The organism is Roseateles sp. So40a (assembly GCF_048081605.1).
In the GTDB taxonomy this organism is placed as follows: domain Bacteria; phylum Pseudomonadota; class Gammaproteobacteria; order Burkholderiales; family Burkholderiaceae_C; genus Roseateles.
The window spans coordinates 1,229,735-1,244,069 of the sequence record NZ_CP182288.1 but is presented as its reverse complement, the minus strand read 5'-3'; the positions used below and the strand labels follow the sequence as shown (position 1 = coordinate 1,244,069).

The following is a 14,335-nucleotide window of genomic DNA, read 5'->3' as shown; positions in this document are numbered from 1 at the left end:
TCGCGCCGTTCAGTCCAGCGACCAGCGCGCGAGCGCCACATGCGTGGACTGCCCTTGCAGGCTGTCCATCAGGTGAAGGTGGCGGGCGGTCCATCCGGGCGCGGGCATCGGCAGGGGCTGCGAGGGCACGGCGAGGTCGTCGTAGAGCAGCGTGAGGTGCGGCGTGAAGTGCGGATCGACCGGCAGTCCGACCGCGGCGAGTTCATCGCCCAGCGCGGCGCGAAGCCGGCGCACCTCGTCCAGGCAGGCGCCGCCGCTGAGCACGAAGGGCCGGTTGCGCGGCTTGCGCGTGAAGCTGAGCATCTCCTCGAAGTCGACCCGCGCGGGCGCATCACGCAAGGACGCGGCGGCGGATTCGGCGCGCTGACGCACATCGGCGAGCGCGACCGGATCGGCGTCATCGAACCAACCCAGGTGATGCAGGGTCACATGGAGGCGCTCGGTGCGCGGCGGCTTCTCACGCAGGCCGAAGCGCTGCACGAGCGCGTCGGAGACCGCGGTGAGCTGGGCCGCGGTGACCGGATCCGGCCGCAGGCAGAAGAAGAGCGCGTGGACCGTCATGGGCGCTGGGGCTCAGATTGGCGTCACTGCGCCTCGGAGGCGCGTTGCTCGCCTTGCTTCATCAGGTCCTGGACCTGGCGGCCGACGGCCTCGGGTTGAGGCAGACCGGCAGCGGAAGCGCCTCCCGTGGCGGACGAGGCGGCGCCGCTCGCCGCTGGCGGCTTGATGGCCTGCATCTGCTTCTTGGCGACCAGCATGACGATGGTCAGCACGATGACGAGGGCGAGGATGGACAAGGCGCTGCGCATGCGAGGGCTCCAGGTCGGCAGTTGGGGTGGGCACGAACAGGCCGGGAGCATAGCGAGTGCGCTCGGCCGTGAAGCAGACCGAGCGGTCAAAGCTGTGCTCAAGCGGTGGACGATCCGACGCCCGGTCGCAAGCGCAGGATCTGCGGCGCGCGTTCCAGCGCATCGCGCCAGCGCGGCTCCAGCGCGCGCCAGGCCGGCGAGTGACGACAGGCGCTCCAGCGCAGCGCCCAATCATCCGCGTCCGCTGCGTGGGTCATCCACACGAAGACCTTCTCGCCCTCACGCACCGGCAGTCGCGGGAAGTTGTTGGGCGAGCGCTCCGGGATGAAGGTGCCGATCACCGGCAGGCCCGCGGCCTCGATCGCAGGCACGCAGGTCTGCTCGAAGAAGCGAGGAAAGCCCTCCTCCGGATCCACGGGATCCTTCCAGAGATGACAGACATGGAGCGCGACGAAACGCGGACCGCCACCTGATGTAGCTCGTGCCGCGTCGCGCGCGACATCGATGCGCGCAGGACTTCCCTCCATTGGCGACGGACGCAGTAGCAACACGTTGTCGTTGTCGACCAGCAGCGGATTGGCTTCGTCACGTCGGGCCTTCCAGACGGGACCGGAGTAGAACTCGCTCAAGTTGCGCTCGCGCGCGGCCATGTCGTCGAACCCGCGGATCCAGACGAAGCGATCGGGGTCATCGAGGTCGGCGAACTGGCCGTACAGCCGCATGCCGACGGCTTCCTGCGATTCGACGAAGGCCTCGTCGAACAGGCGCATGAAGCGCTCGCGCTCGCCCTTCACGATCTTGTACTGGCGCAGCTCGTAGACGGGGTGGGCATCGGTGATGTCGGACATGGCGGTCTCCTGCGGCGATGGCTTCGAATTGATCGGGCGATTCTGGAGACCGGTGCTGTCATCGCGTGTCAGGAAGCGCGTCAACGCTCCGCGAGCGGCGATCCCATGCGTCCTCAGCACATTCAAGTGAGGCCACAACCTCTTCCCGTTGCGCCCTTGAGATCGAACCCAGTTTCAAGCCATGGATCGCGACGAACCGGACGAGAAGAATCAGGTCTTCCCTTCATCACCTGCATCTGGAGAGGCCATGCCCATCCCCCACACCAAGCTATCGACCCGGCATTGCGTCGCCCTGCCGAAGGAAGTTCGCGACACGCTCGATTGGAAACCCGGCGAGGACCTCAGCGTCGAGCGTCACAAGGATGGCGTTTTCATCTACAAGCGGATGACGCTTGAGATGGCTTGTGGCATTGCCCGTGGAGCCAATACCGACAGCTACAGGGATCGCAATGACCGCTACTGACCTCGCGCCAAAGTGCTCCAAACGTGGACGAGTTGTTGTCGACACCTCGGCCTGGATCGAATACTTCGCGGACTCGGCGCTGGGCCAGCGCATCAAGCCGTCATTGCCCCCGCTCGAGGAGTGCATCCTTCCGACCGTCGTCCAGCATGAACTGGAAAAATGGGCACTGAGGGCATTCGACGAAGTTCAGCACGAGCATGTCGATCGCACACTCGGCAACTGCCCCGTCGACAGGCTCGACACGGCCACGGCGAAACGAGCTGCGCAGGTGCACCGGCGGCACAAGCTCGCGATGGCTGATGCCCTGATCTACGCCACGGCGCTCAAGTTTCAAGCCGAGGTCGTCACCTGCGACGCTCACTTCAAGGAGCTGCCTTCTGTTCAATACCACCCGAAGGGAGAAAGGCAACGAGGCGACGCTTCCTTGAGCGGTGCGGCTGGGCAATGGAACGGCTGGCCCACTTCACGCCAGATGTCCGATCCGATGCAATGACGCCCTGAGAGAACTTGCTCAAGGTGAATCCATGGATAGTTGTCGACGTGGGCGAGATCGCCATTGATTGAGCCCTATAGCAAACAAGGGCCCCTCAGGGCCCTTGTTCACTTGCGCGAAGCGCTCATTCCCATTCGATCGTCGCGGGCGGCTTGCTCGACACGTCGTAGGTCACGCGGTTGATGCCGCGCACCTCGTTGATGATGCGACCTGAGCAGCGCTTGAGCAGGCTGTACGGCAGCTCTGCCCAGTCCGCCGTCATGAAGTCGCTGGTCTGCACCGCGCGCAGCGCCACCACGTAGTCATAGGTCCGGCCGTCGCCCATCACGCCCACGCTCTTCACCGGCAGGAACACCGTGAAGGCCTGGCTGGTCAGCTCGTACCAGGTCTTGCCCGTCGCCTCGTCGCGCGTGTTGCGCAGTTCCTCGATGAAGATCGCGTCAGCGCGGCGCAGCAGGTCCGCATACTCCTTCTTCACCTCGCCGAGGATGCGCACTCCCAGGCCCGGTCCCGGGAACGGATGGCGATACACCATCTCCGGCGGCAGGCCCAGCGCCACGCCCAGCTCGCGGACCTCGTCCTTGAACAGCTCACGCAGCGGCTCCAGCAGCTTCAGGCCCAGCTGTTCCGGCAGTCCACCCACGTTGTGGTGACTCTTGATCGTCGTGGCCTTCTTGGTCTTCGTGCCGCCGCTCTCCACCACGTCCGGGTAGATCGTGCCCTGCGCCAGGAAGGTCGCGCCCTGGTGACCCTGACCGCTGGCCTTGAGCTTTTCGGCTTCCGCCTTGAACACGTCGACAAACAGTCCGCCGATGATCTTGCGCTTGCGCTCCGGATCGGTTACCCCGGCCAGTTGGCCCAGGAACAGCTCGCTTGCATCGACACGGATCACCTTCGCGTGCAGCTTGCCCGCGAACATGTCCATCACCATGTCGCCCTCGTTCAGGCGCAGCAGGCCGTGATCGACGAACACGCAGGTCAGCTGGTCGCCGATCGCGCGGTGGATCAGCGCCGCCGCCACCGACGAGTCCACGCCGCCCGACAGGCCCAGGATCACTTCCTCGTCACCGACCTGCTCGCGGATCTTCGCCACGGCCTCATCGATGTAGTTGCCCATGATCCAGTCGCCCGCGCAGCCGGCGATCTCGCGCACGAAACGCGTGATCATCGCCGCGCCCTGCAGCGTGTGCGTCACTTCGGGGTGGAACTGGAAGGCGTAGTAGCCCTTGGCCTCGTTGGCCATGCCCGCGATCGGGCAGCTCGGCGTCGACGCCATCAGCGTGAAGCCCGGCGGCAGCGCGGTCACCTTGTCACCGTGGCTCATCCAGACCTTGAGCATGCCGTGCCCCTCGGGCGTGGCGAAGTCCTGGATGCCGTCCAGCAGCCTGGTGTGACCATGCGCGCGGACCTCGGCGTAGCCGAACTCGCGGTGATCGCTCCACTCGACCTTGCCGCCGAGCTGCACCGCCATCGTCTGCATGCCGTAGCAGATGCCCAGCACCGGCACGCCCAGGTCCCACACCGACTGCGGCGCGCGCAGCTCATGGTCCTCGTAGGTCGAGGCGTGGCTGCCCGACAGGATGATCGCCTTGGGCGCGAAGGCCCGGATCACGTCGTCGCTGACGTCGTTGGGATGGATCTCGCAGTAGACGTGGGCCTCGCGCACGCGGCGCGCGATCAGCTGCGTCACCTGGGAGCCGAAGTCGAGGATGAGGACTTTGTCGTGCATGGTCAGCTTCTAGCGATGCTTGGAAATTCGAGTTCAGGCCGAGCCCACGGGCTCATGCCTTGGCCGCGGCGACCGGCGCCGGCGGCTCCATGTTGAAGTGGCGCCAGGCGAAGGCCAGTGAGGCCAGCTGCAGCAGCGCGCACAGGTAGAACGGCGCACCAAGGCGCCAATCGGTCTTGGGCAGATCGGCCACCAGCGCCATCAGGCCGAGACCGGCGATCGGCGAGACCACCGCCATCAGGCTGTTGATCGCGGCCACCGCGCCCATGGTCTCGCCCTGCGTGCGGGCGTCGGCCGCGTTGGAGATCACGCCCTGCATCGCGGGGCCGGCCGCCACGCCGCAGATGTTCAGGAAGATCGCCGCGACCATCATCCACGCCTCGGTGGACAAACCCCAGATCAGGTTGGTCGCCACCGAGGTCGCCAGGCCGATCAGCACCAGCCGGCGCGGTCCCAGCCAGCGCAACAGCGGCTGCAGCAGCACCCCCTGCACGAGCACCGCCACCACGCCCACGACGAACAGCGACAGGCCGTTCTCCTTCGGGCCCCAGCCGAATTTGTGCTGGTTGTAGAGCACCCAGCTCGTCTGGATCACCAGCTGCGCCAGGCCCGAGCACGCGATCACGTAGATCAACGGGCCGACGCCACGCAGGTGGCGCAGCCGCGCGAGCGCCGCGAACGGGTTGGCCTTGCGCCAGTCGAAGGCCCGGCGGTGCTCCGGCGCGAGCGACTCCGGCAGCACGAAGAAGCCGTAGAGCCAGTTCAGCAGCGCCAGCGTGCCCGCGACGTAGAACGGCAGGTGCAGGTCAATCGCGCCGAGCAGCCCGCCCATGACCGGGCCGAGGATGAACCCCATCCCGAAGGCCGCGCCCAGCAGCCCGAAGCGCTTGGCGCGATCGGCGGGCGGCGTGATGTCGGCGACGTAGGCGTTGGCGACGGCCGCGTTGGCCTGCATCGCGCCCGAGAACAGGCGGACCACGACGAGCATCCACAACGCGTCGGCCATCGCCGTGACGAAGAAGCTCAGCGCCAGCCCGCTGAAACCGATCAGCATCACCTTGCGGCGGCCGAAGCGGTCGGACAGCCCGCCCAGGATGGGCGAGCCGAAGAAATTGGCGAGACCGAAGGCAAACGCCACCGCCAGTTGGGCGAGCGTGTGCTGGGTCTCGTTCTGGGTGAAGGTCCCGACCAGCGGCGGCAGCACCGGAATGATCAGGCCGATCGACACCATGTCGATCAGCACGGCGATCAAGATGAACGACATGGCGGCCTTGCGGCCGCCATGCGTCGTGGATGCTGCGGCAGCCGCGGGGCTGTCGCCCCGGGCCGTGTCGGCCGTGTCGGACACCAGCGTCACTCCAGGCGGTAGTTCGGGGCTTCCTTGGTGATCTGCACGTCGTGGACGTGGCTCTCACGTATGCCCGCCGAGGTGATCTCGACGAACTCGGCCTTCTCGTGCATGTCGGAGATGCTGGCGCAACCGCAGTAGCCCATCGACGCCCGCAGGCCACCCCCCATCTGGTGCACGATCGCGACCATCGAGCCCTTGTACGGCACACGCCCTTCGATGCCCTCAGGCACGAGCTTGTCCGCGTTGGGGTTGGTGGTCTCGTCGTTCTCCTGGAAGTAGCGGTCGGCGGACCCCGCCTTCATCGCGCCGATCGAGCCCATGCCGCGATAGCTCTTGTAGCTGCGGCCCTGGTACAGGATCACCTCGCCCGGTGCTTCCTCGGTGCCGGCGAACATGCCGCCCATCATGACGGTGCTCGCGCCGGCGGCGATCGCCTTGGCGATGTCGCCCGAGTAGCGGATGCCGCCGTCGGCGATCGCCGGCACGCCGGTGCCCTTGAGCGCCGTCGCGACGAAGTCGATCGCCGCGATCTGCGGCACGCCCACGCCCGCGACGATGCGGGTCGTGCAGATCGAGCCCGGGCCGATGCCGACCTTGACCGCGTCCGCGCCGGCTTCCACCAGCGCCAGCGCCGCGGCGCCGGTGGCGATGTTGCCGCCGATCACCTGCACCTGCGGGTAGTTCTTCTTGACCCAGCGCACGCGCTCGATGACGCCGCTGCTGTGGCCGTGGGCCGTGTCCACGACGATCGCGTCCACGCCGGCCTTGACCAGCAGCTCGACGCGTTCCTCGGTGCCCTCGCCCACGCCGACCGCCGCGCCCACGCGCAGCTTGCCGTGATCGTCACGGGCGGCGTTGGGGAAGTTGGTCTGCTTGGTGATGTCCTTGACGGTCATCAGACCGCGCAGCTCGAACGCGTCGTTGACGACCAGCACACGCTCCAGCTTGTGCGTGTGCATCAGCGCCTTGCCTTCGTTCAGCGAGGCGCCTTCGCGGACCGTGATCAGCCGTTCGGCCGGGGTCATGATCTCGCTGACCGGGGCGTCCATGCGCGTCTCGAAGCGCAGGTCGCGGCCGGTGACGATGCCGACGACCTTGCTGCCCACCAGCACCGGGAAACCGGAGATGCCGTGGTGCTCGCTCAGCTGCTTGACCTGACGGACCGTGGTCTCGGGCGTGATCGTGATCGGGTCACGCAGGACGCCGGACTCGTAGCGCTTGACGCGGGCCACCTCGGCGGCCTGCTGCTGCGGGGTCAGGTTCTTGTGGACGATGCCGATGCCGCCTTCCTGGGCGATCGCGATCGCCAGGCGGGCTTCGGTCACGGTGTCCATGGCGGCGGACACGAGGGGAAGGTTCAGGCGGATGCCACGCGTGAACTGCGTGGCCAGGCTGGTGTCGCGCGGCAACACCTGGGAGAACGCCGGCACCAGCAACACATCGTCGAAGGTGAGCGCTTTTCCGAGTAGGCGCATGTGGGAAGCTCCAGACGCAAAGGCGCATTATAGAGAAGCCCGGCGCTACACTCCACGCCCATGAAGAATCCCCGACTCCCGCGACGCCCGCTGGGCGTGATCTTCGCGCTGGCGCTGCTGGCGCTGAGCCCCTTCGCGCACGCCCAATGGAAGTGGCGCGACGCCGATGGGCGCGTGCAATACAGCGATCGCCCGCCCCCGCCCAACGTCGCCGAGAAGGACATCCTGCAGCGTCCGAACCAGGCTGCGCGGGCGCCCGCGCCCCAGTCGGCGCAGGCTCCGGGCGCTGCGTCCGCGGCTTCAGACGTCGCCGCGCCGGGCCGCGCGGCGAGCGAATCATCGCGCGACAAGATCGAGCGCGAGCGCAAGACCGCCGAGGACAAGGCCAACAAGGAAGCGATGGCCGAGAACTGCCGGCTGGCGCAGAATCGGCAGCGCCTGCTCGAGTCCGGCGTGCGTCTGCGCTCCGGCGAACCCGGCGGCGAGACCCAAGTCATGACCGAACAGGCCCGTCAGGAGCAGATTCGGCAGATGCAAGTTGTGATCAACACGCAATGCAAGTAACCGGATGCTTGTCCGGTTGACCGTTTGACCGTTTAACCGGTTGACCGTTTAACCGGTTGAGGCGTCGGCGAGGCTTCAAGCCTTGCGGCCCAGCGGTCGATGGCGCGTCACGATGCGCTGGCCGGCGTCGCGATACCGCTGACGCCGCGCCTCCTTCGGATCGACGGTCAAGGCGCGATAGACCTCGACGCGATCCCCCTCACGCAGCGGCGCGTCCAGCGGCTGCGCCCGTCCCCAGATCCCCACCTGCAGACCGCCCAGCCGCTCCGGGCCCGCGGCGTCGAACCACGTGCTCGCCACGAGCGCGTCGCGCAGCGTGCTGCCCGCGGGCAGGCTCAGGTGGCATTCGCGCAAGGTGCCCGGCGCCGGGCTCCAGCACACATCGACCGTGAGGTCAGCGGGGGCCATGGACCTGCTCGGCGCGCTTGACGAAGCTGTCGACGAAGGTGTTGGCGATGCGATCGAACACCGGGCTGACCACCGCCTCCAGCGCGAAGCTGGAGAACGCGTAGCGCAGCTCGAACTCGATCTTGCAGGCCTGCGGCTCACCGCCCGGCGGCGTGCCGGGTCGGTTCAGCGGCAGGAACTGCCAATCGCCGTCGAGCTTGGAGAACGGGCCGTCGACCAGCTCCATGCGCACGCGCCGGTCGGTCTCGTGGAGGTTGCGGGTCGTGAAGGCGTGGCGCAGGCCGGCGTAATGCAGCGAGAGCTTGGCGGTCATGCCGTGCGCGTCGCGCTCGAGGATGTCGGCGGCGGCGCACCACGGCAGGAACTCCGGGTAGCGTTCGACATCGGTCACCAGCTCGTACATCTCGCGCGGCGAGTACCAAAGGAGGACAGTCTTTCGGACTTGCTTCATGGCGCTTCTTAGAATGGCGGGATTGTAGGCGGCGCTCCGCCGCTCACACGCCCTCCGGGGCGGCACCAGAACCTCAGCCATGTCCATTGCAGAAAACCGCCGCGCTCGATTCGAATACCACATCGAGGAGCAGTACGAAGCCGGCCTCGTCCTCGAGGGCTGGGAAGTCAAGGCCATCCGCGCCGGCCAGGTGCAGTTGCCCGACGGCTACGTCGTCATCCGCGACGGCGAGCTGTTCCTGCTGGGCTGCCGGATCAACCCGCTGCGCACCGCGTCCACCCACGTGCATCCGCAGGCCGACCGCACGAAGAAGCTGCTGATGAGCCGCGCGGACATCCGCCGGCTGATCGGCAAGGTCGAGCAGCGCGGCTTCACGCTGATCCCGCTGGACCTGCATTACAAGAACGGCCGGGTGAAGGCGCAGATCGCGCTGGCCAAGGGCAAGGCGCAGCACGACAAGCGCGAGACCGAGAAGAAGCGCGACTGGGAACGCGAGAAGGGTCGCCTGATGCGCCACAAGGTGTCGGGACCGGCCAAGGACTGAGGTCCAGGCGCCTCTTCCGCGGCACCGGCCGCGTTCAGCCGCCCAGCACCTCGAGCGCCTGCGCCAGGTCCGCGCGCAGGTCCTCGACCTCCTCCAGCCCGATGGCGAAGCGCACCAGCGTGCCACCCTCCTCCGGCGCCCACGGCAAGCCCAGCGACCGACTGCGGCTCAGGTCGTAGGGCACGGCCAGGCTCATCGGCCCGGCCCACGAGAAGCCGATCCCGAAACACCGCAGCGCATCGACGAACGCGTCCACTTGGCGGGCGTCGAACTCGGGCCGGAACACCGCGGAGAACAGGCATCCGCTCGCCGCCGGGCTGACCGCGCGCCAGAACGCGTGGCCCGGTGAATCGGGCAGCGCCGGATACAGCACCCTCGCCACCTCGGGCCGGCCGGCCATCCACGTGGCGAGATCGCGAGCCGCCGCGTCCTGCGCGCGGTATCGCAGCGCGATGCTGGGCAGCGCGCGCAGCACCGCCTCCACGTCGTTCTGGCCCTGGCCGTAGCCCAGGTACTCGTGCATCGCCACGAGCTGCCGGTGCAGCGCCGCGTCGCGCGTGCAGACCGCGCCCATCAGCACGTCAGCGCCGCCCGAGGGGAATTTCGTCAGCGCCTGCATGCTGAGATCGGCGCCCAGGCCAGGGGCCGTCTCCGGCGCGACCTCGAACGCATTGAACGCGAGCCCCGCGCCCCAGGTGTTGTCCAGCGCGGTCAGCACGCCGCGCGCGCGGCAGGCCCGCAGCAGGCCGATCAGATCGGGGAACTCCATCGTGATCGAGCCGGCCGCTTCGAGCCACACCAGCCGTGTGCGTTCGCCCAGCATCGCCTCGAACGCGGACGCGTCCAGCGGGTCGTAGAAGCGGTGCGCGATGCCCAGCCGCGCCAGCAGCCCGCCCGCCAGGTGCCGGTTCTGGCCGTAGACGTTGTCGGGCAGCAGCACCTCGTCACCGGGCTGCAGGAAAGCGAGGCTCGTGAGCGTGATCGCCGACAGCCCGCTGGGCGTCAGCACGCAGTGCTCGGCATGTTCCAGCGTCGCGATGCGCGCGGCCAGCGTGTAGGTCGTCGGTGTGCCGGGCAGGCCGTAGCGATAGCTGATGCCGTCCTGGCGACGCGGCCGGTGCAGCTCGGCGGTGTTCTTGAACAGCACCGTCGACGCCTTCATCACCGGCACGGGAACCGCGTCCCAGCCCTCAGGGGCGCGGAACGGGTGGTGGATCTGTTCGGTGGATGGGCCGCGCTTGCTCACGAGCACTCCTTCAAGGTTGGGAACCGGAAGGCGATTCTGCGGCACCCGGCGGCGACGGTGTCGGATGAATCAAGGATCGAGCCGAAGTCCCACGTCCTGCCGCCAGCCGGACACCCGGAAACGGCTCAGCGAGAACTGATCCGGCTTCTTCTCACCGGCGCCAGCGCCCCTGCTCATGCCCGCTTCCACCACCGCCAGCGCTTCCCGCGTCACCTTCCGGGATCCGGATCTGGATTCGTTCGAGGTTGTCGATCCGTCCGCCGAAGGGCGCTATTGGCAATCCTGGACCCGAGCCTGGACCTCGCGCCCCGTGGGCCACCCGGTCGATGGCTACATGCTCTGCGCCTTCCTGGCGGACCCGGCCACGGCCGCGGCGATGCGCACGGCCCGGGACGGCGACCAGTTGATGCGCGAGGTCATGGAACGGACGGCCGCCGCGCCCACCGTGTCGATCGTCGTGCACCCGCGCACCTGGCAGAGGATCAAGGCGGCCCAGCGCGCGGCGCGCTCCCCGGCGATGCGCGAGGCGATCCATCGGGCGCCGGTCGGCCAGCGCGTGGTGGAGCGATTCAAGGCCGTGCTTCGATCGCTGGCGGGCCTGGTGCGGCCGATGTCGGGATGTGCGGCTCACCGCGTCGACCTCGCGCGGGCCTCGGCCGCGAAGACCGCCTCGGCGCGGCCCTTCGAATCCAATCTGCTGATCGAGGACAAGCCCGCGTTCCAGCGCGACCTGCGCGAAAGCGCGAAGGAGATTCGCCGGCCTGGCAACTGGTACGGACTGGGCGGCGAGATCGCGGTCACCGCCATCACGCGGCTGGGTCGCTGGCCCCAAGGGCGGCCCCTGCACATCGAGGATACGAAGGGTCTCCTGCTCGCGCGAATGGGTGACGAGGCCTGGACGGGCGAGCCCGTGCGCGTGAGCCTGGATGTGCGACGGGACCATTACTCCCCGATCGTGGACGGACGGATCGGGGACGTCCCCGCGGATGGCGATTGCTTCTTCGCCTCGGTCCTGACGGCGATGACGCCGACCGAGCGCCGCAGGCTGCTGTTGGCGCAGTCGGACAGCGGCCTCACCTCGAAGGGCGCGCAATCGCGGCTGCGCCAGTTCGTCGCCGACACCGTCGAGCGCATGGCCCGACATCCCGACACCGCACCCGAAGCCGTCAAGAACGCCTGGATCGCACACCGCGCCTGAGCGAGGTTCGCGAGGGACCTGTTCCGCTGCGGAGAAGCTGGTTCTCCGCGCTGCCGGCTGTTCAACGCAGCCCGCGATGCGGACAGTCCGGGGCATCGATCACCCCCCCGCGAACGCCCATGTCGAGCCCCCGTTCCTTGAACCCCAGCTGGACCCCCAGCTGGATCGCCCCGCCGCAACCGAGCTGGTCGGGTGATTTCGCGCTGCCCACGCTGCTGCCCTTCCAACTCAACGACCAGACCCTGCGTCAGCCGCTGCGCCTGAGCCTGGGCGGCGAGCGCCTGCGCATCGAGTTCAGCAACGAGCACGGCACCGTGCCGCTACGCCTGACGGCGTCGTCGGTGGCCCGCGCGGGCGACGCGGGCAGCGCCCGGATCCTGGCCGGATCGACGCGCGTCCTGCGTTTCGGCGGAGACGCTTCCGTCACGATCCCGCCCGGCGCGCGCGCCGTCAGCGATCCCGTCGACCTGCCCACGCGGGACCTGGAGCGGCTCGCGGTCTCGTTGTACGTCGCGGGCCCGTCGGCGCCGTCCACCTTCCATTGGGAAGGGCGCGACGTCGCGTTCCTCGCGCCGGGTGACCTCACCGCACGAGACGAATGGCCCGAGAACGGCACCGATGCGGCCGCGGCCCATCTGCTGAGCACGCGCGTCTTCCTGTCCGCCGTGATCGTGGAGCGGCGCGAGCCGCCCGTCGTGGTGGTGGCGCTGGGCGACTCGATCACCGATGGCAACGGCGCGACGCCAAGCGCGGACCGCCGCTGGCCGGACCGACTCGCGGAACGGCTAGCGCCGCGCGGCGTGGCGGTGCTCAACGCGGGCAACTCGGGCGGACGCCTGCTCAGCGACGGCATGGGCCGCGCGGCGCTGACGCGGATGCCGCGCGATGTGCTCGGCCACGCGGGCGTTCGCGCGGTCGTCGTGCTGCTGGGCACCAACGACATCGGCTGGCCGGGTGGTCCCTTCGCACCGGAGGAACCGCCGATGAGCGCGGACCGCGTGATCGCGGGGCTGCGCCAAATCGCCGCGCAAGCCGCGTCAGCGAACGTGCGCGTCATCGGCGCCACCATCCCGCCCAACGAAGGCGCGCTCGAGGGCACGCCGCTCGCCGGTCATCACAGCGCGGCCAAGGACCGCGTGCGGCAGCAGGTCAACGCGTGGATCCGTGAGACGGGCGCGCGGGAAGTGTTCGATGCGGTGCTCGACGTGGACGCGCTGCTGCGCGATCCCGCGCACCCCTCGCGGCTGGCGCCCGCCGTCGATTCAGGCGATCACCTGCACCCGGGCGATGCGGGTTATGCGCTGCTTGCCGAGGCGGTCGATGTGACGGCGCTGCTCGGCGAGTGATCGTCAGATCGGCAGCGCGATCAGGTCGTGGCCCTCGACGCCGACGATGCGGGCGCGGGTGAACTCGCCCACGCGCAGCTGCTTGGAGACCTTCTCGGGCGGCAGCAGGCGCACGGTGCCGTCGATCTCGGGCGCGTCGGCGTAGGAGCGGCCCACGCCGCCCTTGCGGCCCAGCGCGGGCGCGGAGTCGACGAGCACCTGCATCGTCGCGCCGACGCGGCGCTGCAGCTTGGCGATGGAGACTTCCTCGGCCACGGCCATGAAGCGGGCGCGGCGTTCCTCGCGGACCTCGTCGGGCAGCGCGCCCTCGAGCGCGTTGGCCGGCGCGCCGTCGATCGGCGAGTAGGCGAAGCAGCCGGCGCGGTCGATCTGGGCCTCGCGCATGAAGTCCAGCAGGTACTGGAACTCGGCCTCGGTCTCACCGGGGAAGCCGGCGATGAAGGTGGAGCGGATGACCAGCTCGGGGCAGATCTCGCGCCAGCGCAGGATGCGCTCGAGGTTCTTCTCGCCGTTGGCCGGGCGCTTCATGCGCTTGAGGACATCGGGATGGGCGTGCTGGAACGGGACGTCGAGGTACGGGAGGATGAGGCCTTCGGCCATCATCGGCAGCACCTCGTCGACGTGCGGGTACGGGTAGACGTAATGCAGGCGGACCCAGGCGCCATAGGGCTTGGCGATCTCGCCGAGCTGGGCGACGAGGTCGAACATGCGGGTCTTGACGGGCTTGCCGTCCCAGAAGCCGGTGCGGTACTTGATGTCGACGCCGTAGGCGGAGGTGTCCTGGCTGATGACCAGCAGTTCCTTGACGCCGGACTCGAACAGCGCCTTGGCCTCGGAGAGCACGTCGCCGATGGGGCGCGAGACGAGGTCGCCGCGCATGCTCGGGATGATGCAGAAGCTGCAGCGGTGGTTGCAGCCCTCGGAGATCTTCAGGTAGGCGTAATGCTTGGGCGTGAGCTTGATGCCGGCGACGCCGCGGGCCTCGGGGACGAGGTCGATGAAGGGGTCATGCGGCTTCGGGACGTGGGTGTGGACGGCGTCCATCACTTCCTGCGTCGCATGGGGGCCGGTGACGGCGAGGACGCTGGGGTGGACCTCGCGGACCATGTTGTCGGAGCTCGCGCCGGCCTTGGCGCCGAGACAGCCGGTGACGATGACCTTGCCGTTCTCGGCGAGGGCTTCACCGATGGTGTCGAGCGATTCCTTGACGGCGTCGTCGATGAAGCCGCAGGTGTTGACGATGACGAGGTCCGCGCCGGCGAAGGTCTTGGAGGTCTCGTAGCCCTCGGCGCGCAGCTGGGTGAGGATCAGCTCGGAGTCGGTGAGGGCCTTGGGGCAACCCAGGCTGACGAAGCCGATCTTCGGAGCGGCCTTCGCGGCGGCGGGGGTGTCGTAAGTCGTTGATTCCAT

Annotated in this window: 16 protein-coding genes; 6 read left to right on the top strand and 10 right to left on the bottom strand. The window is 68.5% G+C overall.

Going from position 1 to position 14,335, the window contains the following annotated elements:
• Positions 1–9: 9 nt before the first annotated feature.
• The 3 genes from ACNI65_RS05765 to ACNI65_RS05755 all read right to left on the bottom strand — a co-directional run bounded on the left by ACNI65_RS05765 (position 10) and on the right by ACNI65_RS05755 (position 1,657).
• Positions 10–561 (bottom strand): 2'-5' RNA ligase family protein, encoded by a 552-nt coding sequence (locus ACNI65_RS05765; RefSeq protein WP_416761728.1) that lies wholly within the window; start codon positions 559–561, stop codon positions 10–12.
• A 23-nt stretch (positions 562–584) separates the two neighbouring features.
• Complete coding sequence (locus ACNI65_RS05760; protein ID WP_416761727.1) at positions 585–809, bottom strand: hypothetical protein; 225 nt, start codon at positions 807–809, stop codon at positions 585–587.
• Between the two features lie 98 nt (positions 810–907).
• The gene (locus ACNI65_RS05755; protein ID WP_416761726.1) at positions 908–1,657 is read right to left on the bottom strand and encodes an NIPSNAP family protein; all 750 of its coding nucleotides are present in this window, start codon (positions 1,655–1,657) and stop codon (positions 908–910) included.
• A gap of 181 nt (positions 1,658–1,838) precedes the next feature.
• On the opposite strand from ACNI65_RS05755, the gene ACNI65_RS05750 reads away from it, so the two are divergent.
• Together ACNI65_RS05750 and ACNI65_RS05745 are read left to right on the top strand one after the other, a co-directional pair.
• Entirely contained in the window at positions 1,839–2,120 is a 282-nt protein-coding gene (locus ACNI65_RS05750; protein ID WP_416761724.1) for an AbrB/MazE/SpoVT family DNA-binding domain-containing protein, read from the top strand.
• Entirely contained in the window at positions 2,107–2,613 is a 507-nt protein-coding gene (locus ACNI65_RS05745; protein WP_416761722.1) for a type II toxin-antitoxin system VapC family toxin, read from the top strand. The genes ACNI65_RS05750 and ACNI65_RS05745 overlap by 14 nt, the downstream gene beginning before the upstream one ends.
• 124 nt (positions 2,614–2,737) lie before the next feature.
• Here the strand turns inward: ACNI65_RS05745 and guaA are convergent, their stop codons facing one another.
• The 3 genes from guaA to guaB are packed head-to-tail and all read right to left on the bottom strand — an operon-like array spanning position 2,738 to position 7,168.
• Positions 2,738–4,342 (bottom strand): glutamine-hydrolyzing GMP synthase, encoded by a 1,605-nt coding sequence (guaA, locus tag ACNI65_RS05740; protein WP_416761721.1) that lies wholly within the window; start codon positions 4,340–4,342, stop codon positions 2,738–2,740.
• 52 nt (positions 4,343–4,394) lie between these two features.
• Positions 4,395–5,690 carry an MFS transporter gene (locus ACNI65_RS05735; RefSeq protein WP_416761720.1) on the bottom strand — a complete coding sequence of 432 codons (1,296 nt, stop codon included), beginning with the start codon at positions 5,688–5,690 and terminating at the stop codon, positions 4,395–4,397.
• A gap of 5 nt (positions 5,691–5,695) precedes the next feature.
• Positions 5,696–7,168 carry an IMP dehydrogenase gene (guaB, locus tag ACNI65_RS05730; protein WP_416761719.1) on the bottom strand — a complete coding sequence of 491 codons (1,473 nt, stop codon included), beginning with the start codon at positions 7,166–7,168 and terminating at the stop codon, positions 5,696–5,698.
• A gap of 60 nt (positions 7,169–7,228) precedes the next feature.
• On the opposite strand from guaB, the gene ACNI65_RS05725 reads away from it, so the two are divergent.
• Positions 7,229–7,732: a DUF4124 domain-containing protein gene (locus tag ACNI65_RS05725; RefSeq protein ID WP_416761718.1), complete on the top strand. Its 504-nt coding sequence runs from the start codon at positions 7,229–7,231 to the stop codon at positions 7,730–7,732.
• A 75-nt stretch (positions 7,733–7,807) separates the two neighbouring features.
• Here ACNI65_RS05725 and ACNI65_RS05720 read toward each other — a convergent pair whose 3' ends face one another.
• Together ACNI65_RS05720 and ACNI65_RS05715 are read right to left on the bottom strand one after the other, a co-directional pair.
• Positions 7,808–8,140, bottom strand: coding sequence for an RnfH family protein (locus ACNI65_RS05720; protein ID WP_416761717.1), 333 nt, complete (start codon positions 8,138–8,140; stop codon positions 7,808–7,810).
• Positions 8,127–8,591, bottom strand: coding sequence for a type II toxin-antitoxin system RatA family toxin (locus ACNI65_RS05715; RefSeq protein ID WP_416761716.1), 465 nt, complete (start codon positions 8,589–8,591; stop codon positions 8,127–8,129). Before ACNI65_RS05715 ends, ACNI65_RS05720 begins: the two co-directional genes overlap by 14 nt.
• A 79-nt stretch (positions 8,592–8,670) precedes the next feature.
• Between ACNI65_RS05715 and smpB the strand changes: the two genes are divergently transcribed.
• Positions 8,671–9,135 (top strand): SsrA-binding protein SmpB, encoded by a 465-nt coding sequence (smpB, locus tag ACNI65_RS05710; protein ID WP_416761714.1) that lies wholly within the window; start codon positions 8,671–8,673, stop codon positions 9,133–9,135.
• A 34-nt stretch (positions 9,136–9,169) separates the two neighbouring features.
• On the opposite strand, the gene ACNI65_RS05705 is transcribed toward smpB, so the two are convergent.
• Positions 9,170–10,381 (bottom strand): PLP-dependent transferase, encoded by a 1,212-nt coding sequence (locus tag ACNI65_RS05705; protein ID WP_416761712.1) that lies wholly within the window; start codon positions 10,379–10,381, stop codon positions 9,170–9,172.
• Between the two features lie 175 nt (positions 10,382–10,556).
• Here ACNI65_RS05705 and ACNI65_RS05700 point away from each other — a divergent pair, with 175 nt between their 5' ends.
• The gene (locus tag ACNI65_RS05700; protein ID WP_416761711.1) at positions 10,557–11,579 is read left to right on the top strand and encodes a hypothetical protein; all 1,023 of its coding nucleotides are present in this window, start codon (positions 10,557–10,559) and stop codon (positions 11,577–11,579) included.
• A 119-nt stretch (positions 11,580–11,698) separates the two neighbouring features.
• Positions 11,699–12,925: an SGNH/GDSL hydrolase family protein gene (locus tag ACNI65_RS05695; protein ID WP_416761710.1), complete on the top strand. Its 1,227-nt coding sequence runs from the start codon at positions 11,699–11,701 to the stop codon at positions 12,923–12,925.
• A gap of 3 nt (positions 12,926–12,928) precedes the next feature.
• Here ACNI65_RS05695 and rimO read toward each other — a convergent pair whose 3' ends face one another.
• Positions 12,929–14,335 carry a 30S ribosomal protein S12 methylthiotransferase RimO gene (gene rimO / locus ACNI65_RS05690; protein WP_416761709.1) on the bottom strand — a complete coding sequence of 469 codons (1,407 nt, stop codon included), beginning with the start codon at positions 14,333–14,335 and terminating at the stop codon, positions 12,929–12,931.